The sequence below is a fragment of the Aquisalimonas sp. 2447 genome (genome assembly GCF_012044895.1).
Taxonomy (GTDB): domain Bacteria; phylum Pseudomonadota; class Gammaproteobacteria; order Nitrococcales; family Aquisalimonadaceae; genus Aquisalimonas.
In genome coordinates, this window is the sequence record NZ_CP050695.1 from 3,230,689 (window position 1) to 3,257,378 (window position 26,690).

27 protein-coding genes are annotated in these 26,690 nt (G+C 66.4%); 15 read left to right on the top strand and 12 right to left on the bottom strand.

Features of this window, described 5'->3' with window-relative positions:
* Positions 1–43: 43 nt before the first annotated feature.
* Positions 44–1,141, top strand: coding sequence for a peptide chain release factor 1 (gene prfA / locus KU884_RS15305; RefSeq protein WP_167783435.1), 1,098 nt, complete (start codon positions 44–46; stop codon positions 1,139–1,141).
* Positions 1,142–1,181: 40 nt separating this feature from the next.
* On the opposite strand, the gene KU884_RS15310 is transcribed toward prfA, so the two are convergent.
* From KU884_RS15310 to KU884_RS15335, 6 genes are all read right to left on the bottom strand, one after another.
* Positions 1,182–2,066: a metal ABC transporter permease gene (locus tag KU884_RS15310; protein WP_217351381.1), complete on the bottom strand. Its 885-nt coding sequence runs from the start codon at positions 2,064–2,066 to the stop codon at positions 1,182–1,184.
* Positions 2,059–2,844, bottom strand: a complete 786-nt coding sequence (locus KU884_RS15315; RefSeq protein WP_217351382.1) for a metal ABC transporter ATP-binding protein — start codon at positions 2,842–2,844, stop codon at positions 2,059–2,061. The genes KU884_RS15310 and KU884_RS15315 overlap by 8 nt, the downstream gene beginning before the upstream one ends.
* Positions 2,841–3,740, bottom strand: a complete 900-nt coding sequence (locus KU884_RS15320) for a metal ABC transporter solute-binding protein, Zn/Mn family (RefSeq protein WP_167783436.1) — start codon at positions 3,738–3,740, stop codon at positions 2,841–2,843. The genes KU884_RS15315 and KU884_RS15320 overlap by 4 nt, the downstream gene beginning before the upstream one ends.
* A 146-nt stretch (positions 3,741–3,886) precedes the next feature.
* Positions 3,887–4,318, bottom strand: coding sequence for an RNA polymerase-binding protein DksA (gene dksA, locus KU884_RS15325; RefSeq protein ID WP_167783437.1), 432 nt, complete (start codon positions 4,316–4,318; stop codon positions 3,887–3,889).
* 146 nt (positions 4,319–4,464) lie between these two features.
* A complete protein-coding gene (locus KU884_RS15330) occupies positions 4,465–5,556 on the bottom strand; it encodes a 3-deoxy-7-phosphoheptulonate synthase (protein ID WP_167783438.1) in 1,092 nt (363 codons plus the stop codon).
* A 60-nt stretch (positions 5,557–5,616) separates the two neighbouring features.
* The gene (locus KU884_RS15335) at positions 5,617–6,792 is read right to left on the bottom strand and encodes an AAA family ATPase (RefSeq protein WP_167783439.1); all 1,176 of its coding nucleotides are present in this window, start codon (positions 6,790–6,792) and stop codon (positions 5,617–5,619) included.
* Between the two features lie 172 nt (positions 6,793–6,964).
* Between KU884_RS15335 and KU884_RS15340 the strand changes: the two genes are divergently transcribed.
* From KU884_RS15340 to KU884_RS15350, 3 genes are read left to right on the top strand one after another with little or no spacing between them, the layout of a single operon-like run.
* Positions 6,965–7,231 carry a Trm112 family protein gene (locus tag KU884_RS15340; protein ID WP_217351383.1) on the top strand — a complete coding sequence of 89 codons (267 nt, stop codon included), beginning with the start codon at positions 6,965–6,967 and terminating at the stop codon, positions 7,229–7,231.
* The gene (prmC, locus tag KU884_RS15345) at positions 7,231–8,043 is read left to right on the top strand and encodes a peptide chain release factor N(5)-glutamine methyltransferase (protein WP_167783440.1); all 813 of its coding nucleotides are present in this window, start codon (positions 7,231–7,233) and stop codon (positions 8,041–8,043) included. Before KU884_RS15340 ends, prmC begins: the two co-directional genes overlap by 1 nt.
* A gap of 59 nt (positions 8,044–8,102) precedes the next feature.
* Positions 8,103–8,864, top strand: coding sequence for a molybdopterin-synthase adenylyltransferase MoeB (locus KU884_RS15350; protein ID WP_167783441.1), 762 nt, complete (start codon positions 8,103–8,105; stop codon positions 8,862–8,864).
* Positions 8,865–9,049: 185 nt separating this feature from the next.
* Here KU884_RS15350 and hslO read toward each other — a convergent pair whose 3' ends face one another.
* The 4 genes from hslO to gatC all read right to left on the bottom strand — a co-directional run bounded on the left by hslO (position 9,050) and on the right by gatC (position 14,027).
* The gene (hslO, locus tag KU884_RS15355; RefSeq protein WP_167783442.1) at positions 9,050–9,931 is read right to left on the bottom strand and encodes an Hsp33 family molecular chaperone HslO; all 882 of its coding nucleotides are present in this window, start codon (positions 9,929–9,931) and stop codon (positions 9,050–9,052) included.
* Positions 9,932–10,766: 835 nt separating this feature from the next.
* Entirely contained in the window at positions 10,767–12,200 is a 1,434-nt protein-coding gene (gatB, locus tag KU884_RS15360; protein WP_167783443.1) for an Asp-tRNA(Asn)/Glu-tRNA(Gln) amidotransferase subunit GatB, read from the bottom strand.
* Positions 12,201–12,215: 15 nt separating this feature from the next.
* Entirely contained in the window at positions 12,216–13,676 is a 1,461-nt protein-coding gene (gene gatA / locus KU884_RS15365) for an Asp-tRNA(Asn)/Glu-tRNA(Gln) amidotransferase subunit GatA (RefSeq protein ID WP_167783444.1), read from the bottom strand.
* A gap of 63 nt (positions 13,677–13,739) precedes the next feature.
* Complete coding sequence (gene gatC, locus KU884_RS15370; protein ID WP_167783445.1) at positions 13,740–14,027, bottom strand: Asp-tRNA(Asn)/Glu-tRNA(Gln) amidotransferase subunit GatC; 288 nt, start codon at positions 14,025–14,027, stop codon at positions 13,740–13,742.
* 277 nt (positions 14,028–14,304) lie between these two features.
* On the opposite strand from gatC, the gene KU884_RS15375 reads away from it, so the two are divergent.
* The 11 genes from KU884_RS15375 to KU884_RS15425 all read left to right on the top strand — a co-directional run bounded on the left by KU884_RS15375 (position 14,305) and on the right by KU884_RS15425 (position 24,745).
* Complete coding sequence (locus tag KU884_RS15375; RefSeq protein WP_167783446.1) at positions 14,305–15,348, top strand: rod shape-determining protein; 1,044 nt, start codon at positions 14,305–14,307, stop codon at positions 15,346–15,348.
* Positions 15,349–15,604: 256 nt separating this feature from the next.
* Positions 15,605–16,456 carry a rod shape-determining protein MreC gene (mreC, locus tag KU884_RS15380; RefSeq protein WP_254432073.1) on the top strand — a complete coding sequence of 284 codons (852 nt, stop codon included), beginning with the start codon at positions 15,605–15,607 and terminating at the stop codon, positions 16,454–16,456.
* Positions 16,453–16,941 (top strand): rod shape-determining protein MreD, encoded by a 489-nt coding sequence (gene mreD / locus KU884_RS15385; RefSeq protein ID WP_167783447.1) that lies wholly within the window; start codon positions 16,453–16,455, stop codon positions 16,939–16,941. The genes mreC and mreD overlap by 4 nt, the downstream gene beginning before the upstream one ends.
* Before the next feature lie 2 nt (positions 16,942–16,943).
* Positions 16,944–18,818, top strand: a complete 1,875-nt coding sequence (gene mrdA / locus KU884_RS15390; protein ID WP_167783448.1) for a penicillin-binding protein 2 — start codon at positions 16,944–16,946, stop codon at positions 18,816–18,818.
* Complete coding sequence (gene rodA / locus KU884_RS15395; protein WP_167783449.1) at positions 18,811–19,938, top strand: rod shape-determining protein RodA; 1,128 nt, start codon at positions 18,811–18,813, stop codon at positions 19,936–19,938. Before mrdA ends, rodA begins: the two co-directional genes overlap by 8 nt.
* A 76-nt stretch (positions 19,939–20,014) precedes the next feature.
* Complete coding sequence (mltB, locus tag KU884_RS15400) at positions 20,015–21,016, top strand: lytic murein transglycosylase B (RefSeq protein WP_217351384.1); 1,002 nt, start codon at positions 20,015–20,017, stop codon at positions 21,014–21,016.
* Positions 21,013–21,963: a septal ring lytic transglycosylase RlpA family protein gene (locus KU884_RS15405; protein WP_167783450.1), complete on the top strand. Its 951-nt coding sequence runs from the start codon at positions 21,013–21,015 to the stop codon at positions 21,961–21,963. Before mltB ends, KU884_RS15405 begins: the two co-directional genes overlap by 4 nt.
* A 102-nt stretch (positions 21,964–22,065) precedes the next feature.
* Positions 22,066–23,214, top strand: coding sequence for a D-alanyl-D-alanine carboxypeptidase family protein (locus KU884_RS15410; RefSeq protein WP_167783451.1), 1,149 nt, complete (start codon positions 22,066–22,068; stop codon positions 23,212–23,214).
* An 85-nt stretch (positions 23,215–23,299) separates the two neighbouring features.
* Entirely contained in the window at positions 23,300–23,572 is a 273-nt protein-coding gene (locus KU884_RS15415) for a YbeD family protein (RefSeq protein WP_167783452.1), read from the top strand.
* Positions 23,573–23,637: 65 nt separating this feature from the next.
* Entirely contained in the window at positions 23,638–24,234 is a 597-nt protein-coding gene (gene lipB, locus KU884_RS15420; RefSeq protein ID WP_254432270.1) for a lipoyl(octanoyl) transferase LipB, read from the top strand.
* 79 nt (positions 24,235–24,313) lie between these two features.
* Complete coding sequence (locus KU884_RS15425) at positions 24,314–24,745, top strand: PaaI family thioesterase (RefSeq protein ID WP_167783454.1); 432 nt, start codon at positions 24,314–24,316, stop codon at positions 24,743–24,745.
* A 137-nt stretch (positions 24,746–24,882) separates the two neighbouring features.
* Here the strand turns inward: KU884_RS15425 and murU are convergent, their stop codons facing one another.
* The gene (gene murU / locus KU884_RS15430; RefSeq protein ID WP_254432271.1) at positions 24,883–25,551 is read right to left on the bottom strand and encodes an N-acetylmuramate alpha-1-phosphate uridylyltransferase MurU; all 669 of its coding nucleotides are present in this window, start codon (positions 25,549–25,551) and stop codon (positions 24,883–24,885) included.
* Between the two features lie 14 nt (positions 25,552–25,565).
* Positions 25,566–26,564, bottom strand: a complete 999-nt coding sequence (locus tag KU884_RS15435; protein ID WP_167783456.1) for an aminoglycoside phosphotransferase family protein — start codon at positions 26,562–26,564, stop codon at positions 25,566–25,568.
* Positions 26,565–26,690 lie beyond the last annotated feature (126 nt).

Sequence of the window (26,690 nt, forward strand, 5' to 3'; positions counted from 1 at the left end):
AAAATACAACGTACTTCGGGGACACGGGGACAGGACACTAGCGGTGAAGGCATCCATCCACGACCGGCTGGAGCAGTTGCAGGAGCGTTTCGAGGAAATCTCGGGGCTCATGGCGCAGCCGGAGGTCATCCAAGACCAGCGACAGTTCCGGGAACTGTCCCGGGAATACGCGCGCCTGGAAACGCTGGTGGAGACGTTCCGCCGCTACCACCAGACGGAGGAGCAACTGGCCGCGGCCCGCGCCATGCAGGATGACGGCGATGCGGAGGTCCGCGCCATGGCCGAAGAGGAAACCGCGGACGCCGAACAGCGCCTGCAGGCACTGGAGCGGCAACTGGAAGTCCTGCTGCTGCCCACCGACCCCAATGACGAGGCCAACACCTACTTGGAGATCCGTGCGGGCACCGGCGGCGACGAGGCTGCCCTGTTCGCCGGCGATCTTTACCGCATGTACGCCCGCTACGCCGAGGCCCGGAGCTGGCGGCTGGAGGTCATCAGCGAGAGCCACGGCGAGCAGGGGGGTTACAAGGAGATTATCGTCAAGCTGGTGGGCGACGCCGTGTACTCCCGGCTCAAGTTCGAGTCCGGCGCCCACCGGGTTCAGCGGGTGCCGCAAACCGAGTCCCAGGGACGCATCCACACCTCTGCGTGCACCGTGGCGGTCATGCCCGAAGCGGACCAGCTGGAAGAGATCGAGATCAATGCCAACGATCTCAAGGTGGACACGTTCCGCGCCTCCGGTGCCGGTGGCCAGCACGTCAACAAGACGGACTCCGCCATCCGCATGACGCATCTGCCCACGGGCATCGTGGTGGAGTGCCAGGAAGAGCGATCGCAGCACAAGAACCGCGCCAAGGCGCTGGCCTTCCTTCAGGCACGGCTCATGAACGACCAGCGCGCCCGGCAGGCGGCCGAGCAGAGCGAGCAGAGACGCTCCCTGGTGGGCAGCGGTGACCGCTCGGAACGCATCCGCACCTACAACTTCCCCCAGGGGCGGGTGACGGACCACCGCATCAATCTCACGTTGTACAAGCTGGAAGACGTCATGGAGGGTGACCTGGACCCGGTGATCGGCCCGCTGATCCAGGAGCACCAGGCGAATCAGCTCGCGGCCATTGCCGGCGGCGAACAACCGCAGTGAGAATACTCCAGGCGACAGCGGCCCCGGGAAAGGGCGCCCCCTACTCCTGGTGACCCGCGGTCTGTCCGCGGCCTCCACCGGTGGCTTCCCACGTCATCCGGCGCAGCCACAACCGCTCACGCAGCCAGACCGCACCGCGCACCAGCACCACCAGCGCAATGCCGAACAACACGATGGCCGGCCCGGAGGGCATATCCAGCCAGTACGACCCCAGCAGCCCGCCAGTGGACGTCACCAGCCCGGCACCCACGGCGACCAGCAGCACGGCAAGGAAACGGTTCGCGAGCATCAGGGCGATCAGGGGCGGGATGGTGAACAGCGCAATCAGCAGAATGATGCCAACCACCTGGATCAGCATGATCACGGACAGCGCCATGAGCACCAGCAGCAGCGTGGTCATGCGCCGCACCGGCACCCCCTGTACGGCGGCAAAGGTTTCGTCGAAAGCGACCGCCACCAGCGAGCGATAGAACAACGCCAGCACACTCACCACCGCGATGGTCAGCGCCGCCAGCAGCTGCACGTCTCCGCGGCTGACAGTCAGAATGTCACCGAACAGGTAGGTCATGAGACTGGGGGCGTAGCCCGGCGTCATGTGGATGAACACGATTCCGGTGGCCATGCCGCCAGCCCAAAGCAACCCGATCATGGCGTCCTGTGAGCGTGCCCGGCTCTCGCCCAGCCAGCCCAGCAGCAGGGCGGCCAGCACCGCCACAACCACGGCGCCGATGAGCGGATTCGCGCCCAGCCAGTAGCAGAAACCAAGACCGGCAAAGGCTGCATGACTGACCCCGCCGGCAATGAACACCAGGCGCTTGACCACCACGAAGGTGCCCACGGTGCCCGCCAGGATGCTGGCGAATACCGCCGCCAGCATTGCATTGCGCGCGAACTCGTAGCTGAACAGGCCGATCAGGTCACTCATGAACGTGGGCGTGCTGGTAGTCATGGTCGTGGAGGATACGGTGGGGGACGCCGTGGGCGATGAGCTCCACGGGGCAGCCATAGGCCTCGGCCAGATCGGCGTGACTGAGCTTCCCCGAACCGTGATAGAAGAGCTGGCGATTGACGCAGGCGATCTGCTTGACCTGGGAGGCAAAACCGGTGATGTCGTGGGTAATCACCACCACTGGAATCCGCCGGTTGAGCTCTGCCAGCACGCCTTCCAGCACCTGGCGCGTTTCCGCATCCACCGAGGCGGTGGGTTCATCCAGGAACAGGATCGCCGGATCACCCACCAGCGCCCGGGCGATCAACGCCCGCTGCAGCTGGCCACCGGAGAGTTCAGCGATGGGCATGGCGGCGATCCGGTCCAGCTGCAGTCGCTCCAGCACCTGGTCCACGGCCCGGTAATCGGCATGGCGGTAGCGGCCCAGCAACCCGCCCCGACCCAGCCTCCCCATGAGGACGGCATCGCGCACTTGCACCGGGAAATTCTTGTCGAACGTGGAAAACTGCGGCACATAGCCGACGGCACCCGGCACCAACGTCCGCGACCAGCGCACTGAACCCCGCCAGGGTGTCTCGAGCCCCAGGATCAGGCGCAGGAGTGTCGTCTTGCCGCCGCCGTTGGGGCCGATGACGGCCAGGAAGTCATCTCCGCCGACGCGCAGATTCACATCGCGCAGGATCGGCTCACGCTCATAGCCGAAACTCAGGTCGCGGACCTCCAGGACGGTATTCGCGTCCATCGCCTCGCTCACGGGGCCAGCGCCTCGTGAATCGCCGCGGCCACCTCGTCCAGATTCTGGATCCAGTCCCGGGCCAGCGGATCGGCGGTGCGCACCACGGCGTCGATCTCCCCGGCGATGACGCGCGCACTGCGCTCGGAAAATCCCTGCTGCACGAACACCACGCGCACGCCCTCGTCCTTCGCCTGCTCGATGAAGCGGGCCAGCTGCGCCGGCGACGGATCCCGCCCACCCGACTCGATGGCCACCTGTTCCAGATCGTACTCCCGGGCGAAGTATCCCCACGCCGGGTGATTGACCACGAAGCGCCGCTGCTCCAGCCCCTGGAAACGATCTCGGATAGAGGCGTCCAGCGCGTCCAGATCGTCCAGAAAGGCCTCCAGGCGCTGCCGGTACTCCTCTTCGCCCTCCGGGTCCACGGCGACCAGGGCCTCCGTCAGGGGCTCGGCTGCCCGGCGCATGATGGCTGGTGACACCCACAGGTGTGGATCGGTCTCGCCATGATCGTGGGCGTCGCCATCACCATGATGGTCGTGATCGTGGTCATGGTCCTCCATGGCCATCAACTCGACACCGGAAGAGAGATCCACGATTTCCACCGACCGATCCTGCTCTTCGACATGCCGCAGGAAGCGATGCTCGAAGGCCAGATCCGGATGCCCCACCTTGAAATAGATACGGCCGTCATCCAGTGCCATGAGCTGCCGTGGAGACAGCGAAAAGGTGTGCGGCGACTGCCCTGGCTGGATCATCACCGAGACATCCACCCGGTCACCACCGATGGCCTCGACCAGCTGCGCCTGAGGCGGCACGCTGACCGTGACCGGCACTTTCGCCACCGCTACGGCGGGGAACAGAAAAAGTACAGCGAGCCAGAAGCCTTGCAGATTGGGGAGAGCGTTGCGCATGGGCGATCAGCCGACATCATAGCAATGGATGATGTGCAACATGATAACATTTTGGGTTGTCGCTGACACGCCCCCGCCCAACGCAAGAGCGGGCTGGCGCGCACGCGCCAACCCGCTCTTGTAGTCCGCGTGACCCAGCTGTGGCGTCAGGCCACCCGCTGCTTCTCGCGGTGCTCTTCCAGCGTCTTGCAGTCGATGCACAGGGTGGCGGTCGGCCGCGCTTCCAGGCGCCGCAGGCCGATCTCGACCCCGCACTGCTCGCAGTAGCCGTAGTCCTCCTTGCGGATGGCCTCCAGTGTCTGGTCGATCTTGCGAATCAGCTTGCGCTCACGGTCCCGGGTACGCAGCTCCAGGGCGAATTCTTCTTCCTGGGTGGCGCGATCCGCAGGATCCGCGTAGTTGGTGGCATCATCGCGCATGTGATGCACCGTGCGTTCCACCTCTTCCTGGAGCTGACGCTTCCAGGCGAGCAGCAGTTGCCGGAAGTGCTCCAGCTGCTCGGCGCTCATGTATTCCTCGCCCTCCGCCTGCTGGTAGGGGGCAATATCTTCAACCGGCATTCTGTTCTTCTGGTTCATGACCTTGGTCCTCCGTTGTTCGGTCCCGCCGGGACCACCCTGGCTGGCTGTCCCTGCCCCGTCACCCAGGGGTCCGGGTCGTGCAGAGTGACCGCCCTGCGGACGGCTCCTTTATATCAGTGCCGCACGGGCAGCGCAAAGGCCGCTCAGCACTCCATGCGGCGACTCAGCACGGGCTGCAGGCGTTCCGCCATGTCGCGCACGGCCTGCTCGGTGGTCTCCCAGTCGATGCACGGATCAGTGACGGAAACGCCGTACTCCAGCGTCGAGACATCGTCGCCGAGCTTCTGGTTCCCCCAGCCGATATTGCTCTCCACCATCATGCCCACGAGGGAGCGGTTGCCTTCCGTGATCTGGTTCACGAGATTGTCCAGCACCAGCGGCTGCAGGGCGGGGTCCTTGTTGCAGTTGGCATGACTGCAGTCCACTGCAATGTTCGCCGGCAGACCGGCCTCGGCCAGCTCCTTTTCGCACACGGAGACGCTGACAGAGTCGTAGTTGGGCTTGCCGCCGCCCCCTCGCAGGACCAGGTGACCGTAAGCGTTGCCCCGGGTACGGATGATGGAGCACTGTCCCTGGTAGTTAATGCCCAGGAAGCTATGCGGATTGGCCACCGAATGCAGGGCGTTGATGGCGGTGGTCAGGTTGCCGTCGGTGCCGTTCTTGAAGCCCACCGGCGTCGACAGCCCGCTGGCCATCTCGCGATGCGTCTGGGATTCGGTGGTGCGTGCACCGATGGCCGTCCACGTAATCAGGTCCGAGATGTACTGCGGCGTGATCGGGTCCAGCGCCTCGGTGGCGGTGGGCAGCCCCATTTCGGCGAACTCCAGCAGCAGCTGTCGGGCGTTGTAGAGGCCCTCATCGATACGAAAGGAGTCGTCCATGTGCGGGTCGTTGATGAAGCCCTTCCAGCCCACCGTGGTCCGCGGCTTCTCGAAGTACACCCGCATGATCACGAACACCGAGTCGCTGACCTCGTCGGCCAGGCGCTTGAGACGACGCGCATAGTCACGCGCCGCCGCGGTGTCGTGAATGGAGCAGGGCCCCACCACCAGGAACACGCGGGGATCACGGCGATCGAGAATCTGCTCTACCTGCCGGCGCCCGGCCAGCACGGTCTCCCGCGCCTGGTCGGTCAGGGGCAACCTGGCATGGATTTCCTCGGGGGTGGGCAGCAGTTCCTGCGCCAGGACGTTGACGTTGTCAATCGAGCCGTTGACGGCAGCTGGATCAACCATAGGGGATTCACCTGGTTCCGATTGAGAACCGCTCATGGTAGCGACACGAAGTCCGCTTGGCTATGCCGCGGAGGCGTCGACGAAACGGCCGTCACCCGCTGCCTGCAATGAAACGCGGACACCACCACCGTCAGCATCCACCAGCACCCGCCCCACCTCGGGCCGCGCCGGCACCTGGAACAGGGCATCCAGCAGCAGCCACTCCACTTCGGCCCGCAGGCCGCGGGCGCCACAGCCCCGCCGTGCGGCGGCGGCTGCAATGGTCTCCAGGGCCGCCGGCGTTACCTGCAAGTCACAGTCATCCATGGCCAGCAGTGCCTGCATCTGCCGCAACGGCGCATCCGGCGGCTCGCTGAGCAGGCGGCAAAGCTCTGTCCGGTCCAGCGCACGCAGTGGCACATGCACCGGAAAACGCCCGATGAACTCCGGAATCAGCCCCTGCTCCAGCAACCAGTCCTCCACCGACTGTGGGTCGGCGACGTCTCTCCCGGACAACGGTGACGCCCCGCGGAACGCCCCGCCGGCGACAAACAGCAACTCGCTGGTGTCCACCACCAGCGTGCGACCTCCCGGTGCGGCGACGCTGACGCGACGCCCCTCGAGCACCTGCAGCAGGGCCTGCTGGACCGCCCGCCCCCGGCCGTCGGCGTCATCGCCGCCGAGCTTGTCCACCTCGTCAATGTAAACAATGCCCCGCGCGGCGCAGGCGGGATCCCAGTCGCAATCACGCAGCACGGACTGGAGAACACTCTCCGTCCCTGCGCCCTGGAACCCGTTGGGTGTCAGCACGGTGGCGTCCACGACCCCGAAAGGCACATCCAGACAGCGTGCCAGGGTCTCCAGAAGGTGGGTCTTGCCGCTCCCCGGGGGGCCGCTCAGCAGCAGATTGGTCTTGCCCGGCGCCTCATCCAGGCCGTGCATGCTACGCCAGGCCAGACGCTTGTAGTGGTTGTGGACCTGTACCGCCAGCACCCGCTTGGCATGATCCTGCCCCAGAACCCGCTGATCCAGCCAGGCGCGAATGCACGCCGGTGACGGCAACTCGCGCACCCGGTCACGCAACCACTGGCTGCGATGGAGCTCCAGCTCGTCGCGGAGTACGGCAGCGCAATCATTGCACATGGCCGCCTCATGGCCGGCCACGAAACCATCCACGGTTTCTGCATCCCGGCGGCAGAACGCGCAGATCTCCAGACGCGACAGGAAGTCATGTGCGCGCAGCGCAGACAGATCCATGGGTATCCTCCCGGCTCACCAACGACCAAGCCCCGCCCCGGGACCGACGTCTCTGGCTGAGTTGAACGGCAGCTGCGCGGGTTTCTTTAATTCGCCGGCAGTGACATACCGGCGACAGCCGGCGGCGGCGCGCGGTATCATGGCGGCCTGCCCACAACGCAACGAGAGCCCCATGTCCATCGATCGCAAGCTACTGGAGATTCTCTGCTGTCCGGTGACCAAGATCCCGGTGGAGCCCCTGCCACGGGAGCGGCTCGAGGCGCTCAATGCCCTCATCAAGGAGGGCCAGGCGCACTACCAGGACGGCACCCAGGTCACCGGTGCGGTCCGCGAAGCGCTGATCACCGAGAACGGCGAACGCATCTACCTGGTGGATGACGGCATCCCGGTCATGCTGGAGGAGCGTGCCCTGACCGCCCGCGGTCTCGGCTGGATCTGATGACCTTCGGGGAACTGCTGCAGGAAGGTCGGGCGCAACTGCCCCACCGCGAGGCCCACTGGCTTCTGGAGCATGCTGCAGGCCTTTCGGCGGCGGCCCTGCGCGCCCGCACGGATCAATCGGTGGATGACACCGTCACCACCGGCTTCCGGGACTTGATACGGCGTCGCGCATCGGGCGTTCCCCTGGCCCACCTGGTCGGCACACAGCCTTTCCGTCACCTGGAACTGATTGTGGATGCCAGCGTGCTCATCCCGCGCGCCGAGACCGAAGAACTCGTGACCCACGCGCTCGAGCTCATGCCCGCCGACACGCGCTGCTCCGCCCTGGACCTCGGCACCGGCAGCGGCGCCATCGCGCTGGCGCTGGCAGCGGATCGGCCGCACTGGTCCATCACGGCGGTGGAACGCAGCACGCCGGCGCTGACGGTGGCCCGCGCCAACGGCGAGCGCCTCGGGCTCCAGGTGGAGTGGCTGACAGGTGACTGGTTCCAGCCCGTGGATGGTCGCCGCTTTGACCTCATCGTCAGCAACCCGCCGTACGTCAACAATGACGACCCGGAACTGGCCCCGGAAGTGGCCGCCCACGAACCGGCGGAGGCCCTGCTTGCCGGGCCGGACGGGCTGGACGCGATCCGTACCGTCACCGCTGAGGCGCCGGGTTACCTTATTGACGGCGGCTGGTTGATCGTCGAGCACGGCTACCGTCAGGCCGAGGCGGTGCGCGGACTCATGAGCAGCGCCGGCCTGGCGCGGATCACGAGCTTCCGCGACCACGCCGGGCGCGACCGTTTCACCGCGGCACGACGGTAGTATCCTCGAACCCGAGTTCGTCGCATTTTGAGCGCCTGTACGGCGCCAGGAGATTCCCAGTGGATGATGCCGGATTGCTACGCTACAGCCGCCAGATCATGCTGCCGGAAGTGGACATGGCGGGGCAGGAGGCCATCGCCGGAGCGCGTGTGCTCATCGTCGGCATGGGCGGGCTGGGCTCACCGGCGGCCCTCTACCTGGCGGCGGCCGGGGTCGGCCAGCTGACCCTGGCCGATCATGACCATGTCGACCTCACCAACCTGCAGCGCCAGATCCTGCACGGCACGGCAGACCTGGACCGCCCGAAGACCGAATCAGCCCAGGACCGGCTGCGGGCGCTGAATCCGGAACCACGCCTGTATACCATCAGCGAACGGCTGGAGGGTGAGCGCCTGGAGCGTGCCGTGGCGGACGCCGACCTGGTGCTGGACGGCACCGACAACTTCGCCACCCGCTTCGCTGTCAATGCCGCCTGCGTGGCGCAACGCAAGCCGCTGGTCTCCGGCGCCGCCATTCGCCTGGAGGGCCAGCTCGGCATCTTCCGGCCGGACCTGGAGTACGGCCCCTGCTACGGCTGCCTGTTCCCTCCGGACGCCGCAGAGGCCCCCCGGGAGACCTGCAGCGAGACGGGGGTTCTGGGGCCGGTGGTGGGGGTCATTGGCAGCATGATGGCGCTGGAGGCGCTGCGCATTATTGCCGGTTTCGGCGAGCCGGCGACCGGGCGCTTCAGCGCCTGGGATGCCCGCAGCGGCGAGTGGCAGGGATTCCGGGTGGCGCGGGACCCGGATTGCCGGGTGTGCGGGGGTCGATCAAACGCCTGACCGGTTGCGGCTCCCGCCGCCCCGGCGGCAGTTCGCCGCGGCGTAGCCGCGTAGGGCGGACCTTCAGGTCCGCCGTCCAAGCCCTACGACCCAAGGCGGCTTATCGAGGCCCGTCCGGCGGACGTAAACGTCCGCACTACAGGTCTGCACAGGCCCACACGGATGCTGCAAACGGATCGCCCGCGTCAATGCTGCGTCGGCCGCGGCGGCTCGATGCCGCCCTCGCTGAAGAGCTGTTCCACGTCCACCGGGTCGAAGCGGTAGGTGGTGCCGCAGAACTCGCAGGTGGCCTCGATCTGACCCTGCTCGTCCAGCACATCCTTTGCTTCCGCGTAGCCCAGCCCCTGCAGCACGCCGGCCAGGCGCTCGCGGGAGCAGTGACAATGGAAACGCACCCCGGACGGCTCGAACAGGCGGATATCCTCCTCGTGGAACAGCCGGCCGATGATCTCCCGGGCACCGAGCCGCAGGAGTTCATCCTCAGTGATGGTGCTGGCCAGGTGCTCGGCCCTGTTCCAGGCATCGGCATCCTCGCCGGCATCACCGGGCAGGCGCTGCATCAGCAGCCCCGCGGCCCGTTCACCGTCACAGGCCAGCCACACCCGGGTGGGAAGCTGCTCGGACTGATCGAAGTAGGCCTCCACTGCGGCGTTCAGCCGCTCCGCCTCCAGGGGCACGATGCCCTGGTAGCGGTCGTCACTATCCTCCGGGTCGATGGTGATGGCCAGGTAGCCGTTGTCGCAGAGTTCCCGTAGCGGCGCATCGGTGATCTCCTCCTCCCCAAGCCGGGCCACGGCACGCACGTCCTGCTCGTGGCTGGCGCTGGCCACCAGCATGCGCAGCGCGCCCTGCCCCTGGATCTGCAGGATCAGGGAGCCCTTGAACTTGAGGATGGACGACAGCAGCCCCGCCGCCGCCAGGGCCTCACCGACCAGGCGCGCGACGGGATCCGGGTAGGTACGCCGGCCCAGGACTTCCGACAGGGTACTGTCCAGCTGGATCAGCTCCCCGCGGACATTGGCGTGCTCGAAGACGAAGCGGTGAAGAGAGTCAGATTCTGGCTGCATGAATATCGATCCGTTTCCTGATGTGGGGCCCCGGCGCACAGCCTACCGCGACAGGGCGATGACAACATCGTAATCGTAGAAGGGGCTTCAGCCTGGACGCGTCCGGCAGGTACCGCAGACTGACGAGAGCGTGATCCTGCGTTACGGTCTGGCCTCGATTACAACAGCGGGCGTGCCGGTAGCTTTGATCGTGGAGCACCGATCGGGTACTCCGGTCACGACACGTTGTGACTTCAGGGTAACCAGGGATTGAGGCCGTTGCCTTACGGCCGGGGCTGCTGCGTGGAGCCGGGCCCCGGTGAGCGCTCCGGCGCTCCGCCTAACTTTCCTTCTAGCGAAGGAAAGTTTCCTCCACTCCGGCCTGGCCGGCTTACAGCGCATCCCTGCGCTGGGCGCCGGTGGCCGCATCCATGCGGCCACCCCTTCGGGGCCGGGCGGCCTGCGTTCCGGAGCTTCGCGAGTCGCTTTCACCGGGGCCCGGCTCCACGCAGCACCGAGGCTGAATTAACCGTTGCGACTTCCGGTTGCCTCGACCTGTGGCTTTCGGCAACCGCGTTCCAGAGCGGTTGGGCGAGGAGGTTACTCCCCCAGTGCTCTACCAGATGCCGCAGGCGCTGGTCGGGTGCTCCGGTCCCGGACCGTCACTGGCCATGGATGGCCAGTGCCGAGCGTACACGGACGTATTCACAGCGTGTCCGGGACCGGAGTACCCGATCGGCGCCCCACGATCGAAGCCAACGGCAGAGGCATGCTCAAAGGCGTGCGGTGCATCAAGATGCACCCTACGCGGCCACGCGTCGTCGCGACTGACGTCGCTCCCACAGGGGGTGGTGCGTCAGCCGAGCTTCTGCTTGAGCAGTTCGTTGACCTGTTCCGGGTTGGCCTTGCCTTTGGAGGCCTTCATGACCTGGCCGACGAAAAAGCCCAGCAGCTTGTCCTTGCCGCCCTGGTACTGTTCCACCTGCTGCGGATTGGCGGCGATCACCTCGTCGATCATGGCCTCGATGGCGCCGGTGTCGGTGACCTGCTTGAGCCCGTGCTTCTCGATCACCGTGTCGGCATCGCCCTCGCCGTTCCACATGGCCTCGAAGACCTGCTTGGCGATCTTGCCGGAGATGGTCTGATCGCTGATGCGCTGGAGCATGCCACCGAGCTGCGCCGGTGAGACCGGGCTCTCGGTGATGTCCAGGCCGGCCTTGTTCAGCGCACCGGAAAGCTCGCCCATCACCCAGTTGGCGGCCAGTTTGCCCTCGCCGCCGGCGGCCTCGGCCACCGCCTCGAAGTAGTCGGCCAGCTCGCGACTGCCGGTAAGCATCGAGGCGTCATGGGCAGTCAGGGCATACTCGTCCATGAACCGCTGCTTCTTGGCATCCGGGAGTTCCGGCAGCTCACCAAGGGCCTCCTCCACCAGCGCGGCGTCGACCTCCAGCGGCAGCAGGTCCGGATCCGGGAAATAGCGGTAGTCGTTGGCCTCCTCCTTAGTGCGCATGGAGCGGGTCTCGCCCTTGGCCGCATCGAACAGGCGCGTCTCCTGGACCACCGTGCCGCCGGACTCGATCACGTCGATCTGGCGTTCCACCTCGTAATCGATGGCCTGCTGCACGAAGCGGAAGGAGTTGACGTTCTTGATCTCGGCACGGGTGCCGAAGTCGCTGCTGCCCTTCGGCCGCACCGAGACGTTGGCATCACAGCGGAACGAGCCCTCCTGCATGTTGCCGTCGCAGATGCCGAGATAGCGCACCAGCGAGTGCAGCTTCTTCATGTAGGCCACGGCCTCCTCCGAGGAGCGGATGTCCGGCTCGGAGACGATCTCCAGCAGCGGCGTACCGGCGCGGTTGAGATCAATGCCGGTGACACCCTCGAAGCCCTCGTGCAGGGACTTGCCGGCGTCCTCCTCCAGATGCGCCCGGGTGACACCAATGCGTTTGGTGGAGCCGTCTTCCAGTTCGATCAGCAACTCGCCATCGTGCACCACCGGCAGTTCGTACTGGCTGATCTGGTAGCCCTTGGGCAGATCCGGGTAGAAGTAGTTCTTGCGTGCGAACACCGAGCGCGGCGCGATGGTGCAACCCGTGGCCAGCCCCAGCTTCACCGCCATTTTCACCGCGCCCTTGTTCAGCACCGGCAGCACCCCGGGCAGGCCCAGGTCCACGGCGCAGGCCTGAGTGTTGGGATCGGCACCGTAGGCAGTGGAAGCGCCGGAAAAGATCTTGCTGCGGGTGGCGAGCTGGGCGTGGATCTCCAGCCCGATGACCGTTTCCCATTCCATCGTTGTCATACCCTCTTACGCGAACGCCGCCGGCGCGCGGGTGTGCCAGTCCGTCACCTGCTGGTAACGGTGGGCGGCATTGAGCAGCAGGCCCTCGTCGAAATAGTTGCCGATCAACTGCAGCCCCACCGGGCGGCCGTTGCTGAACCCGGCGGGCAGGGACATCCCGGGCAGCCCGGCCAGGTTCACGGCAATGGTGTAGAGATCCGACAGGTACATCTTCACCGGATCATCCGTGCGCTCACCGATGTTGAACGCGGCCGTGGGCGAGGTGGGACCCAGGATCAGATCCACGTCCTCGAAGGCGGCCATGAAGTCGTTCTTGATCAACCGCCGCATCTGCTGCGCCTTGAGGTAATAGGCGTCGAAATAGCCGGCGGACAGGGCGTAGGTGCCCACCATGACGCGGCGCTTCACCTCGGCGCCGAAGCCTTCGCCGCGGGAGCGCTTGTACAGGTCCTCCAGATCCCGCGGGTTCTCGCAGCGGTAGCCGAAGCGCACGCCGTCGAAACGGGAGAGGTTGGAGGAGCACTCCGCCGGGGCGATCACGTAGTAGGCCGGCACCGCCAGTTCCGTATTGGCCAGGCTGATCTCGCGGAACTTCACCCCGAGCCTGCGGTACTCGTCGATGGCCGCGTCGACGACCCGGGCCACATCCGGGTCCAGGCCATCACCGAAGTACTCTTTCGGCAGCCCAACCCGCACGCCCTCCAGGCTGCCGGTGAGCTCCTGGCTGTAGCGGGGCACGGCGCGATCCACGCTGGTGGAGTCCCGCTCGTCAAAGCCGGCCATGGCCTCCAGCAGCAGGGCGCAGTCCTCGGCGCTGGTGGTCATGGGACCGGCCTGGTCCAGGCTGGACGCGAAGGCGATCATGCCGTAGCGCGACACCCGGCCGTAGGTGGGCTTCAGGCCGGTGATGCCGCAAAGCGCCGCCGGCTGACGGATGGAACCGCCGGTGTCGGTGCCGGTGGCCGCCGGGGTCAGTCGGGCCGCCACGGCAGCCGCCGATCCCCCGGACGAGCCGCCCGGCACGGCGGCGGTATCCCAGGGATTCTTAACCGGCCCGTAGTAGCTGGTCTCGTTGGACGACCCCATGGCGAACTCGTCCATGTTGGTCTTGCCCAGGCAGACCATGCCGGCGGCACCCATCCGTTCCACCACGTGGGCACTGTAGGGAGCGACGAAGTTGTCCAGCATCCGCGAGCCGCAGCTGGTGCGCACGTCCCGGGTGCAGAAGATATCCTTGTGTGCCAGGGGCACACCGGTGAGCGGGCCGGCTTCACCCTTGCTGCGCTGCTGGTCGGCGACGCGCGCGGCGGCCAGGGCCTGCTCCTCGGTGACGGTAATGAACGCGTTGAGCTCGGCCCCGGCGCCGCGGATGCGCTGCAGGTAGGCGCGCGTGAGCTCCTCGCTGGAATAGCTCCCCGCCTCCAGGCCGGCTGCCAGTTCGGCAACGGTCTTGCTGGTGTCAGACACGATGGCTTACCCGTTTTCTCAGGAAGTCGCTGAAAGGATTGCGGACGGCGCGGACGCCAGGACTCATTCGATGACCCGCGGTACCAGATAGAGCCCGGCTTCCACCTGGGGCGCAATGGCCTGGAAACGCTCGCGCTGGTTCTCCTCGGTGACCGCATCCTCGCGCAGGCGCTGGGGCATCTCCAATGGATGCGCCAGCGGTTCCACCCCGCTGGTGTCCACCGCACTCATGGTCTCCACGAAGGAGAGGATATCGGAGAGGTTCCGCGCGTAGTCGGGCACCGCGTCGCCATCCACCTGCAGCCGCGCCAGATGGGCAATTTCATTGACCTGCTCGTCACTGAGTGACATGGCGTCCTCGAACAGCTTGCGGGAAAACCGGAATTGTCGGCCAATCAACGTTGCAGCGCAAACGTGACCGCATCCACAAAAGCGTGCAAACGGCACCGCACGTCGCTTGCCGCGATGCAGGTGCACTGATAGATTAGCGAGCTTCTTGCGGAGCAAGCACCCGTCGTCTGTCGGCCGTTGCTTCCTCTAATTCTTGTACGCCGGCAACAACAATCATCGTCACGGCCTATCCGGGCGTGAGCGGGCGTCTCATCGGGACAGGATACCGGACCCAGCCATGTTCAAGGGCATTCGCGGACTCTTCTCCAATGATCTTTCCATCGACCTCGGCACTGCTAACACTCTGATCTACCTCCGTGGCCAGGGCATCGTCCTGAATGAACCCTCTGTGGTAGCCATCCGGCAGGATCGCGACGGCGGTCCGAAGAGCATCGCCGCGGTAGGCGCCGAGGCCAAGAGCATGCTCGGGCGCACGCCGGGGAATATCCGTGCCATCCGGCCGCTCAAGGACGGGGTGATCGCGGACTTCACCGTCACCGAAAAAATGCTTCAGCACTTCATCAAGAAGGTGCACGAGGCGCGTTTCTTCAAGCCCAGCCCCCGGGTGCTGGTGTGCGTGCCCTGCGGCTCCACACAGGTCGAGCGTCGCGCCATCAAGGAATCCGCGGTCGGTGCCGGTGCCCGTGAGACCTATCTGATCGAGGAACCCCGGGCGGCGGCCATTGGCGCCAACATGCCCGTGGACGAGGCCCGCGGTTCCATGGTGCTGGACATCGGCGGCGGCACCTCGGAAGTGGCCGTGCTGTCCCTGAACGGCATCGTCTATTCGGCATCGGTACGTATCGGCGGCGACCGCTTTGACGAGGCCATCATCAACTACGTCCGCCGGAACTACGGCATCCTCATCGGCGAATCCACCGCCGAACGGATCAAGCACGAGATCGGTACCGCCTTCCCGGGCACCGAGGTGCGGGAGCTGGACGTCAAGGGGCGCAACCTGGCCCAGGGCGTGCCGCGCAGTTTTACCCTGAACAGCAACGAAATCCTGGAAGCGCTGCAGGAGCCGCTCTCCGGGATTGTCGGCGCGGTGAAAACGGCACTGGAGCAGACACCGCCGGAGTTGGGTGCCGACGTGGCCGACCGCGGCATTGTCATCACCGGCGGCGGCGCATTGCTGCGCAATGTCGACCGCCTGCTCATGGAGGAGACCGGCCTGCCGGTGGTGGTGGCCGACGACCCCCTGACCTGTGTGGCCCGGGGCGGCGGTCGCGCACTGGAACTGATGGACGAGCAGGGGCTGGACCTGTTCACCGTGGAGTGATCCCGACCGGCCCGGCGGCGTCGCCCCGGGCCGTGTCCGGTCCAGGCCTTCATATCCGGCCCCCACTTTTCCCGGTAGTGACCTGATTCACGGACGATTCTCCGTTACAGTAGGACACTGGCAACGGCGCCCCTGCTGTGGGGCCAGCACCGCCGCCTGCTGCGGCAACGCTGAAGCATGATCATGATGGACGGGGAACACCATTAAACCACTATTCGCCCAGGGGCCATCGGCAACCACCCGCCTCATCCTGCTGGTGCTCGTATCGGCAGGACTCATGACGCTCGACCAACGGGAGCATCTTGGTGAACCGGTGCGCACTGCAGTGCAGACCGCGATCCATCCGGTTCACTATGCGGTGAACCTGCCCTTCGATCTGGCCGGCTATGCCTCGGAGCGTCTGGCCAGCCGCTCCGCGCTGATCGAGGAAAACGCCCGGTTGCGCGACCAGCATCTGCTCTACGAGGCGCGCCTGCAGCGCCTGGACCAGCTGGAACGGGAGAACATTCGCCTTCAGGGGTTGCTGGGCTCCGCCTACGAAGTGGAGGAATCGGTCCTCATCGCCGAACTGATGCGGGTGGACCTTGATCCGTATCGCCACATCATCCGCGTGGACAAGGGCTCGCGCCACGGGGTCTTTGCCGGACAACCGGTAATCGACGCCGACGGCGTCATGGGGCAGGTCGACAGCGTCAGCCGCTCCAGCGCCGTGGTCCGCCTGATCACCGACCCGAGTCACGCCGTGCCGGTGCAGGTCAATCGCAACGGCCTGCGCGCCATTGCCTTCGGCGGCGGCAACCTGCGGGAACTGGACATCCCGCACCTGCCGAACAATGCCGACATCGAAGAGGGTGACCTGCTGGTGACCTCCGGGCTTGGCGGTCGCTTCCCCCGCGGCTATCCGGTGGCCGAAGTGACAAGTGTCGAACGCCAGCCGGGTGAGTCCTTTGCCCGCATCACCGCAAGCCCGCTGGCACAACTGGACCGCAGCCGGGAAATGCTGCTGGTCCGCGCGCGCGAGCAGCGCGACGAGGACGAACTCGACGACGACACCATGGACCAACTCCAGAGCGTCGAAGATCTCGCGCGGGAGGACGACCAGCGATGACTCTGGCGCTGCAGCGCGGCGGCTGGATCATCTTCGTGAGCATCCTGGTCGCCTACATGCTGACCGTGATGCCGCTGCCGGAATGGGCGCGTCTGGCACGGCCGGAATGGGCGGCACTGGTGCTGATCTACTGGTGCATGGCGGTTCCCCACCGGGTCGGCGTGGTGATCGCCTGGCTGGTTGGGCTGGGACAGGACGCGGTGCAGTCGACCCTGCTGGGGCAGCACGCCCTGGCCTACGCGCTGGTGGCCTACCTGGTGCTGCGCCTGCATCAGCGCATCCGGGTCTATCCGTTGCCACAGCAGGCCCTCATCGTCCTGCTGCTGCTACTCCTGATCAACCTGATCCAGGCCTGGATCAGCGGTCTTGCCAATCAACCGGTGCCGGGTGTGGCTTACTGGCTGCCGCCCCTGGTGGGCACGCTGCTGTGGCCCTGGATATTCGTCATCATGCGCGGCGTACGCCGCCGCTTCAGTGTGCAGTAATCATGGCCGGCGACCACCACAACCAGCTTCACGACAGAACCCAGGAGAAGCGCCAGTTCACCCGGCGCACGTTCCTCGCCGGGGCGGGCGTGCTGGTCATCATGGGACTGCTGGGTGGACGTATGGGCCAGCTCCAGGTTGCCGGCCATCAACGCTACGCGACCCTGTCGCAGGCCAACCGCGTGAAACTGGTACCGATCCCGCCGAACCGCGGTCTCATCCATGACCGCAACGGTATGGTCCTGGCCGAGAACCGACCCAACTTCCAGCTGCTGCTGACGCCGGAACAGGTGCCGGACATGGACACCACCCTGGCGGGGCTCGGCGAGATCCTCGATATCGGCGACGCCGAGATGGACCGTTTCCAGGGGCTGCGCGCGCGCTCCCGGCACTTCGAGGCGCTGCCGCTCAAGGTACGCCTCACGGACCGCGAAGTCGCGGCCTTCGCCGCCAACCGGCATCGCTTCCCCGGCGTCGAGGTGGAAGCACGACTGAGTCGCCACTACCCCCATGGCCCCCACGCCGCCCACGCCATCGGTTACGTGGGCCGTATCAACGAACGCGAGCTCCGGCGGGTGGACCGGCGCCGCTATGGCGGCAGCAGCCACATTGGCAAGACCGGTACCGAGTTGCAGTTCGAGGAACGTCTGCACGGCCACGCCGGCCTGGAGCAGGTGGAGACCAACGCCCTGGGCCGGGTCATCCAGCCCCTGGGACGGCGTGCGCCGGAACCCGGCGACGACATGGTACTCACCCTGGACAGCCGCCTGCAGCGCGTGGCCGAGGTGGCCATGGGGGACGAATCCGGGTCCATCGTCGCCATGGACGTGCGCACCGGCGACATCCTGGCCCTGGCCAGCATGCCCTCCTTCGATCCGAACATCTTCGTCAACGGCGTCGACCGCGCCACCTACGCCGCCCTGCAGGAGGACCCGGAACGGCCGCTGTTCAATCGCGCCGTGCGTGGGCAATATCCGCCGGGCTCCACCATCAAGCCGTTCATCGGCCTTGCCGGGCTCGAGCACGGCATCTTCGATCCGGACGACACGGTGTTCTGTCCGGGTCACTTCAGCATCGACAATGTCGACCACCGCTGGCGCTGCTGGCGCCGTCGTGGTCATGGCGACATGGACTTCCTGGACGCCATGATCCAGTCCTGCGACGTCTACTACTACAAGCTGGGCTATGAGCTTGGCATCGACCGCATGGCGGCATTCCTGGAGCGCTTCGGCTTCGGTCGTGCCCCCGGCGTCGGCATTCCGGGCGAGCGCGGCGGCATCCTGCCGTCGCGGGACTGGAAGCGCCAGGCCCGCGGCGAGGGCTGGTTCCATGGCGAGACCATCATCACCTCCATCGGTCAGGGGTATTTCCTCAGCACGCCGCTGCAACTGGCCCACGCCACCGCCATCATCGCCAACCGGGGTGTCTCCGTCGGCCCGCGCATCCTCCGCGCGGTCCACGACGCCACCAACGGCGAAACCCTCGCCACCGAAGACGCCCAGCGCAAACGGGTGGTGGAACTGGACGACGAGTCCCTCTGGGACGTGGTATTCAAGTCCATGGAAGAGTCGGTTCACGGGAGCCGGGGCACTGCTCGCAGCATCAGCTCGGACCTGAACTATCGCATTGCCGGCAAGACCGGCACCTCCCAGGTATTCAGCCTGGGACAGGACGAAGAGTACGACGAAGAGGAACTGGAGCGCCGCTTCCGCGACCATGCCCTGTTCACCGCATTTGCACCCGCGGACAATCCGCGGATCGCCGTGGCGGCGCTGGTGGAGCATGGCGGCAGCGGCGGTGGCGTGGCCGCACCCAAGGTCCGTCAGGTGCTGGATGCCTTCATGCAGGGCATCGATGGAGAGGTGGACCATGGCTGAACTCTCCGATCGCGTCACCTCGCCGCGCCACATCTCGGTGCTGCAGCGGGTGCTGCATCTGGACGTGCAGCTGGTCACCGCATTACTGCTGCTCTCCTGCGCCGGCATTGCAGTCCTCTACAGCGCCACCAATCAATCCATGGACGCGGTGCAGAACCAGGTCATCCGTCTGTCGGCGGCCTTCACCGGCATGGTGGTGATGGCGCAGATCCCGCCGGACACCCTGCGTCGCTGGACACCCTGGGTGTTCCTGGGAGGTCTGGTCATGCTGGTCCTGGTGCTGCTGGTAGGCACCGTGGGCCAGGGGGCACAGCGCTGGCTCGACCTGGGGCTGTTCCGGTTCCAGCCCGCGGAGCTGATGAAACTCGCCATCCCCATGGCTGTGGCGTGGTACCTGAGCATGCGGCCGCTGCCACCCAGTCTGCCCAGCGTCCTGCTGGCCACCGTAGCCATCGCGGTACCCACCGGGCTCATCATCCTGCAGCCCGACCTCGGCACCGCATTGCTGGTGAGCGCATCGGGCTTTTTCGCACTGTTCCTGGCGGGCTTGCGATGGCGTGTCATGGTCACGGTACTGATGGCGATTCTGGCCATGATCCCCGTGTTCTGGCTGTTCCTGATGCGGGAGTACCAGAAGCAGCGGGTGCTGACGCTGTTCGATCCGGAGCGCGACCCGCTGGGCGCGGGGTATCACATCATCCAGTCCACCATTGCCATCGGCTCCGGCGGCGTGTTCGGCAAAGGGTGGCTGAACGGCACCCAGTCACAACTGGATTTCCTGCCCGAGCGCCACACCGACTTTATCTTCGCCGTGTTCGCCGAGGAGTTCGGTCTCATCGGCGTGTTGCAATTGCTGGCGCTGTACCTGTTCATCATCGGCCGCGGACTGTACATCGCCGTGAACGCCCAGGACACGTATGGGCGGTTGCTCGCCGGCAGCCTGACCCTGACCTTTTTCGTCTACGTGTTCGTCAACATCGGCATGGTCTCCGGCCTGATGCCCGTGGTGGGGCTGCCACTGCCGCTGGTGTCCTATGGCGGCACGTCCATGGTGACGCTGATGGCGGCGTTCGGTATTCTCATGTCAATCCGCACCCACCGGAAACTCTGGGCGTCCTGACGAATCAAACGGAGCTGTGGCGCGGGACCCGCGCTGCAGGTGGACGTTGTACCAACACTGCGAGAAGAGCCTGCTCATGCCCATTCGATGGTCCCGCTGCCTGCCACTGGCCCTGGCTTTCGGCCTCGCTGCTCAACCGGTCGCTGCCAACCCTCTGGAGGAACAACAGGAGGCGCTGTCGGCCTTCTCCACCCACATGGCCGAAGAGCACGGCCTGGACCGGGATCAGGTGAACACGCTGCTGGCCGACGCCCGCCACCAGCAGGACATCATCGACGCCATCACCTCGCCGGCGGAGGCCCTGCCCTGGCATCGCTATCGGCGCATCTTCCTCCAAGACGATCGCATTGCCGAGGGCGCGGCCTTCATGGACGAGCACCGGGAGCTGCTGGACGATATCGCTGACGACTACGGCGTCGACCCGGCCGTTCTGGTGGCCATCGTCGGTGTGGAGACTCGCTACGGACAGCATCCCGGCCAGCACCGGGTACTGGACGCCCTGGTGACCCTGGCGTTCGACTATCCGCCCCGGGCCGACTTCTTCCGCAGCGAACTGGAGCACTTCCTGCTGCTGGTGGACGAAGAGGACCTGGACGTCAGCGGTATCCGGGGCTCCTACGCCGGGGCCATGGGGATTCCGCAGTTCATCTCCAGCAGTTACCGCCACTACGCCGTGGACGGCTCCGGAGACGGCCGCCGGGATCTCATGAACAGCGTCCCGGACGCCCTGGCCAGCGTGGCCAACTACTTTACCGAGCATCGCTGGCGGGAAGGTGAGCCCGTGGTCGCACCGGCACGGGTGGACAACACCGACCGGGTGGACGAGTTCCTGGACGACGGCATGCGCCTCAACACCACTGTGGGAGAGCTGCGCGCCGCCGGCATCGAGCCCGAGGGGGACTTCGACGACGATGCCGCCGCGCTGCTACTGGCGCTGGACAGCGACAATGAGACGGAATACTGGGTCGGCCTGCATAATTTCCGCGTCATCACTCGTTACAACCACAGCCCACTGTACGCACTGGCCGCCTATCAGCTGGCCGGCGCCATCCGGAACCAGGACGAGCACAACCAATGAACCGACTGCTCCTGCTGCTGTGCCTGACACTGCTGCTCACCGCCTGTGCCACTGCACCGCGCGAGGAACCTGACACGCCGGGCCAGCTGGATGAAGAGCAGGACCGCGGCCCCGACGTCGCGCCGGACCTCAGCGACCTGGAGGAGCCGGAACCCAGGGACGAGCCTCTGAGCCGTTACGGCAACCCGGCCACCTACGAGGTGTTCGGCCAGCAGTACCAGGTCATGGACCTGGAGGACGCCCGGGACTTCTCCGAGGAAGGCGTTGCCTCCTGGTACGGCAAGAAGTTCCACGGCCGCCGCACGTCCAGCGGCGAGCCCTACGACATGTACACCCTGACCGCGGCCCACACCAGTCTGCCGCTGCCCACGTACGTGCAGGTCACCAACCTCGACAACGGCAAGTCCGTCGTCGTCCGGGTCAACGACCGCGGGCCCTTCGCCGACAACCGCGTCATCGATCTCTCCTACGCGGCCGCCCAGCGCATCGACATGCTGGACGCAGGCACGGCGCCCGTGCGCATCGAGGCCCTGAGCCTGGCCTACGACCCGGAGACGGGTCCGCAACCCAGCGGCGGCGACGCAGCGGACTCGGCCCCGACCGAGTCCGACAACGCGGAGGCCACCTCCGGCCAGCAGGTCACCGCCAATGCGAGGCGGGTGGCGGAGCGCATTGAAGACCAGGGCGACCCGGATGCACCCGTGCAGAGCAGCGCCAACGGTGGTGGGCTGCAACTCCAGGTCGGCGCCTTCTCCGGCGCGGACAATGCCCAGCGCCTGCGCCAGCGCCTGGAAGACGAAGGCCTCGGGCCAGTGGAGGTGACCGAACAGGACGGCATCCATCGCGTGCGCGTCGGCCCCGTGGCGGACCGCGACGAACTGGACAGCCTTTCGGCACGGCTCAACGAGAACGGCTTCGGCGACGATCACGTCGTCGTCGGCAACTGACGGCGCTGCCGCCGCGAAACCCTGATTGCGCAACCCGCGTGCTATGCTCGCGCGCCGGGTCTTGCCTGAGACTGCGAACCAGACCTATTGACGAGAGACACGATGCGCCGATTCCTTCCCCTGCTGTTACTGCTCACCCTGACCCTGACGGGCGGTCAGGCCCTTGCCGAACGCCCCTCGGTGCCCACGCCGGCACCGCCGTCCATCAATGCCCCCAGCTACATCCTTGTCGACTACCACAGCGGCCATGTGCTCTCGGACCGGGAACCGGACATGCAACGGGAGCCGGCCAGCCTGGTGAAGCTGATGACCGCGTATGTGGTCTTCAATGAGCTGCGCGACGGCCATCTGGACCTGGACGAGGAGGTCACCATCAGCGAGCGCGCCTGGCGCATGGGCGGCTCGCGCATGTTCGTTGAAGTGGGCAAGCAGGTCGAGGTGGAAGATCTCCTCCGGGGCATGATCATCCAGTCCGGTAACGATGCCAGCGTCGCGCTGGCCGAGCACATCGCGGGCAACGAGGAGACCTTCGCCCAGTTGATGAACCAGGAAGCGGAACGCCTGGGCATGACCGATACCAACTTTGTCAACGCCACTGGCTGGCCGGACCCGGAACAGCAAACCAGCGCGCGGGATATCGCCACCCTGGCCAAGGCCATGATCCGGGACTTTCCCGAGTTCTACCAGTACTACTCCCAGCGCGAGTTCAGCTACGCCGGCATTACCCAGCGCAACCGCAACCGCCTGCTGTGGCGCGACGACAGTGTTGACGGCCTGAAGACGGGGCACACCTCCGGGGCGGGCTACAACCTGGTGAGTTCCGCCCAGCGTGACGACATGCGCCTGATCTCCGTGGTCATGGGCACCGACAGCGCCAATGCCCGCATGGAACAGAGTCAGGCCCTGTTCGGCTACGGTTTCCGCTTCTTCGGCACCTACCAGCTCTACGGCGAGAACGAGGCGCTGGCAGAACCGAAGTTGTGGAAAGGTGCATCGGACACCCTGCGGGTGGGCCTGCAGGAACCGCTGTACGTGACGGTGCCGCGACGGGAATACGACAACCTTGAAGCAACGATGAATCTGCGCTCCACCATCGTCGCCCCCATCGGCGCCGGCGAGGAGCTGGGCAGTGTGGAGGTGCGCATCGGTGACGCCGTGGTGGCCGAAGTGCCCCTGGTGGCGCTGGAAGACGGCGAGGAGGCGGGCTTCTTTGGCGGCCTCGTGGACAGCATCATGCTGCGCTTCCAGTAGCCCTGCCGTGCACCCGGCAATGCGGGCGCGTAAACTGGGGCCGTCAGCGCCAGTGAACGCGCCCACTGTCCTGCGGAGACACCACATGGGTACACCGGACGACGAAACACTGCTGGAATTCCCCTGCGAGTTCCCCATCAAGGCCATGGGACCGGCGGAGCCGGATTTCGTGCTGCATGTACTGGCCCTGGTCCGGGAACACGCCCCGGAGGTCGGCGATGACAGTGTTGCCACCAGCGCCAGCCGCCGCGGTACCTATGTCTCGGTCACCGTCAACGTGACCGCGTCCAGCAAGGCCCAGCTGGACGCCATCTACCGCAGTCTCAACGCCGACCGGCGGGTGGTCATGACCCTGTGACCGACCCGACGGCGATCATCCGGCACGAACTCGGCCGCGTTCCCTACGAGCCGACCTGGCGTGCCATGCAGGCCTTCACCGACACCCGTGACGCCGCCACACCCGACGAACTCTGGGCCCTGGAGCACCCGCCGGTGTTCACCCAGGGCATGAACGGGCGCCCGGAGCATTTGCTGGCGCCGGGGGACATCCCCGTGGTGCCCGTGGACCGGGGCGGCCAGGTCACCTACCACGGCCCCGGCCAGGCGGTGGTCTACGTTCTGGTGGATGTGCGCCGGCGGAAGCTCGGCATCCGCACGTTGATTACCCTGCTGGAGACCGTCACCATCGATCTTCTGGCGGAGCACGGCGTCACCGCCGCAGCGCAGCCCGACGCCCCCGGCGTCTACGTGGACGACGCCAAGATCGCTTCGGTGGGTCTGCGTGTGCGACGCGGCGCGAGCTATCACGGCGTTGCCCTGAACGTGGACATGGACCTGACACCGTTCCAGCGCATCAACCCCTGCGGCTACCAGGGGCTGCAGGTGACCCAGATGCGCGACCTGGGCATCAGCGCAGCCCCCGCGGACGTGGGCCGGGCAGTGATGCAGCGTCTCCATGATGAACTGCTACCGTCTGACCCGCAGAGCGTCCCGCGGACCTCAGACCCTGTGGGGCGCTGAGTCGAATCGCTGGCGGGCATGGCAAAAATAGCACTGTTATCGTTAGACTCCGGGAAAACAACGACAACAGGGATAAAGCATGGCAAAACTGGACCCAGCGGAACTGCAGGCGCTGCTCGCGGAGGCGTTCCCGGACATGCGCGAGGACACCTGGCGCGTGGAGGCCTCCGAGCATCGTTTCGTGCGCGTGCGCATGCCCTTCCACCGATCCAACCTGCGCCCCGGCAACACCATCTCCGGGCCATCACTGATGACCCTGGCGGACACGGCCATGTACTGCGCCGTGCTGGCCTCCATCGGCCCGGTGATGATGGCGGTGACCACCACCCTGAACATCAACTTCATGCGCAAGCCCGCCGCCGGCGACATCATCGCCGAGTGCCGGCTGCTCAAGTTGGGCAATCGCCTGGCCGTCGGCGAAGTGGAGATGGTTGCCGACGGCGAAGAGGAGATGTGCGCCCACGCCACCTGCACCTACTCCATCCCGCCCCACGACCAGCGGCCGAACTAGGCGGGGAAGGTGGACCTGAAGGTCCACCCTACGAGATCCGCCCTACGCGTTTACGGCGCAGCCCGCCCCTTGCGGCCATCCACCCGCGTAGGGCGCACCTTCAGGTGCGCCGGATGCGTCCTGCGTCATCGGGACCCTCACGGACATCCACGCAGCTCCACATCCAGCGCCTGCAACCGCTCCGGCGTGCCGACATCACACCAGCGTCCCCGGTGGCACTCTCCTGTGACCTGGCCGGCGGCAATGGCCCGGCGCAGCAGGGGTGCAAGGCGAAACGCCCCGCCCGGATGACCGGCGAACAGATCCGGATGGAATACGCCGATGCCGCTGTAGGTCAACGGCTCGCCGCCCTCCGGCACCACGGCGTCACCCAGCAGGCCGAAGTCACCGTCCCGGTTGTGCTCCGGGTTCGGCACCAGCACCAGGTGCGCAAGACCGGCCGGCGGGCGGAGCAGCGGCGCTGGGTCGAGGTTGCACCAGACATCACCGTTCATCACCACAAAGGGCCCGTCGCCGAGCAGCGGCAAGGCGCGAGCGATACCGCCCCCGGTTTCCAGTCCGCGCTCACCCTCCCGGGAGTAGCTCACCTCCAGGCCCCAGCGCGAGCCGTCGCCGACATGCTCTGCAATCTGCTCGCCCAGCCACGCCAGGTTAATCACCACTCGACTGCAGCCGGCCCCGGCCAGCCGAAGCAGGTGCCAGTCGATCAGCGGCCGCCCGCCGGCGGCCAGCAGCGGCTTCGGTGTGTGATCCGTGAGCGGGCGCATGCGTTCACCACGCCCGGCTGCCAGGATCATGGCGGGGATCCCGTGCATGGCCGTCATCCTCCCCGTGCCCGGGCGTGCCAGGTATCCATCAGCGCCAGCAGCTCGCCAAGCTCCGGCTCGTCCTCGGCGGCCCGGCGCAGATACTCCAGGAAGCGCGGCGCGTCTTCCAGGTAGCGCGGCTTGCCGTCGCGATAGCGGATGCGGGCAAAGATGCCCAGCACCTTGAGATGGCGCTGCACACCCATCCAGGTGCAATCGGACCAGAACGCCTTCAGGCGCTCCGGCACCGGTACCCCGGCAGCCCGCGCCGCCTGGTGGTAGTAGCAGAACCAGCGCCACTCGGTACTGCGGGGCCAGCTGATGAAGGCATCCCGCAGCAGGCAGATCAGGTCGTAGCTCACCGGGCCTTCAACGGCATCCTGGAAATCCAGAATGCCCGGCTGTGGCTGGCCGGGCATCAGGTTGCGGGGCATGTAATCCCGGTGGACCCAGACGCGGGGCTGTTCCAGGGCGCGATCCACCAGTGCGCGAAACATGCGCTCCAGCGCCGCGCTCTCGCTGGCCGAGGGCTCGACCCCCAGGTGGTGCGCCAGATACCAGTCCGGGAACAGCTGCAGCTCCCGGTGCAGAAGAGCGGCATCATAGGACGGCAGCACCCCTGGCCGGGATGCCGCCTGCCAACGCACCAGCGCATCCAGCGCCGGCTCCATCAGGGCATCGGCGTTGTCCTCGTCCAGCACCTCCAGGTAAGTGCGCTCACCGAGATCGGACAGCAACAGGAAGCCGCGGTCCAGATCCCGCGCCACGATCTCCGGCACATTGAGACCGGCACCAACCATGAGCTCCGCCACCTGGACGAACGGACCGCAATCCTCGTGTTCCGGCGGCGCATCCATGGCCACCAGGGAGCGCCCCGCCGCCTCCAGGCGGAAGTAGCGCCGGAAGCTGGCGTCCGACGACGCCGGAGTCATCGGCCCATGATGCACACCCTGGTCCCGCAACCACGCCTTCAGCTCCTGCAGCCGAAGGTCATCCGCAACGCTTTCTGCCATCCGGGACTCCTGCTCCGTCCTGACTCGAGTTCGTTGGATTGTGCCGCAGTGCCGCCGCGGTGTCTCGGGAACTGCCGAAGTCAGTCCCGGGGTCACGATGCTGCCTAGGCGGTGCCATTGCCCATC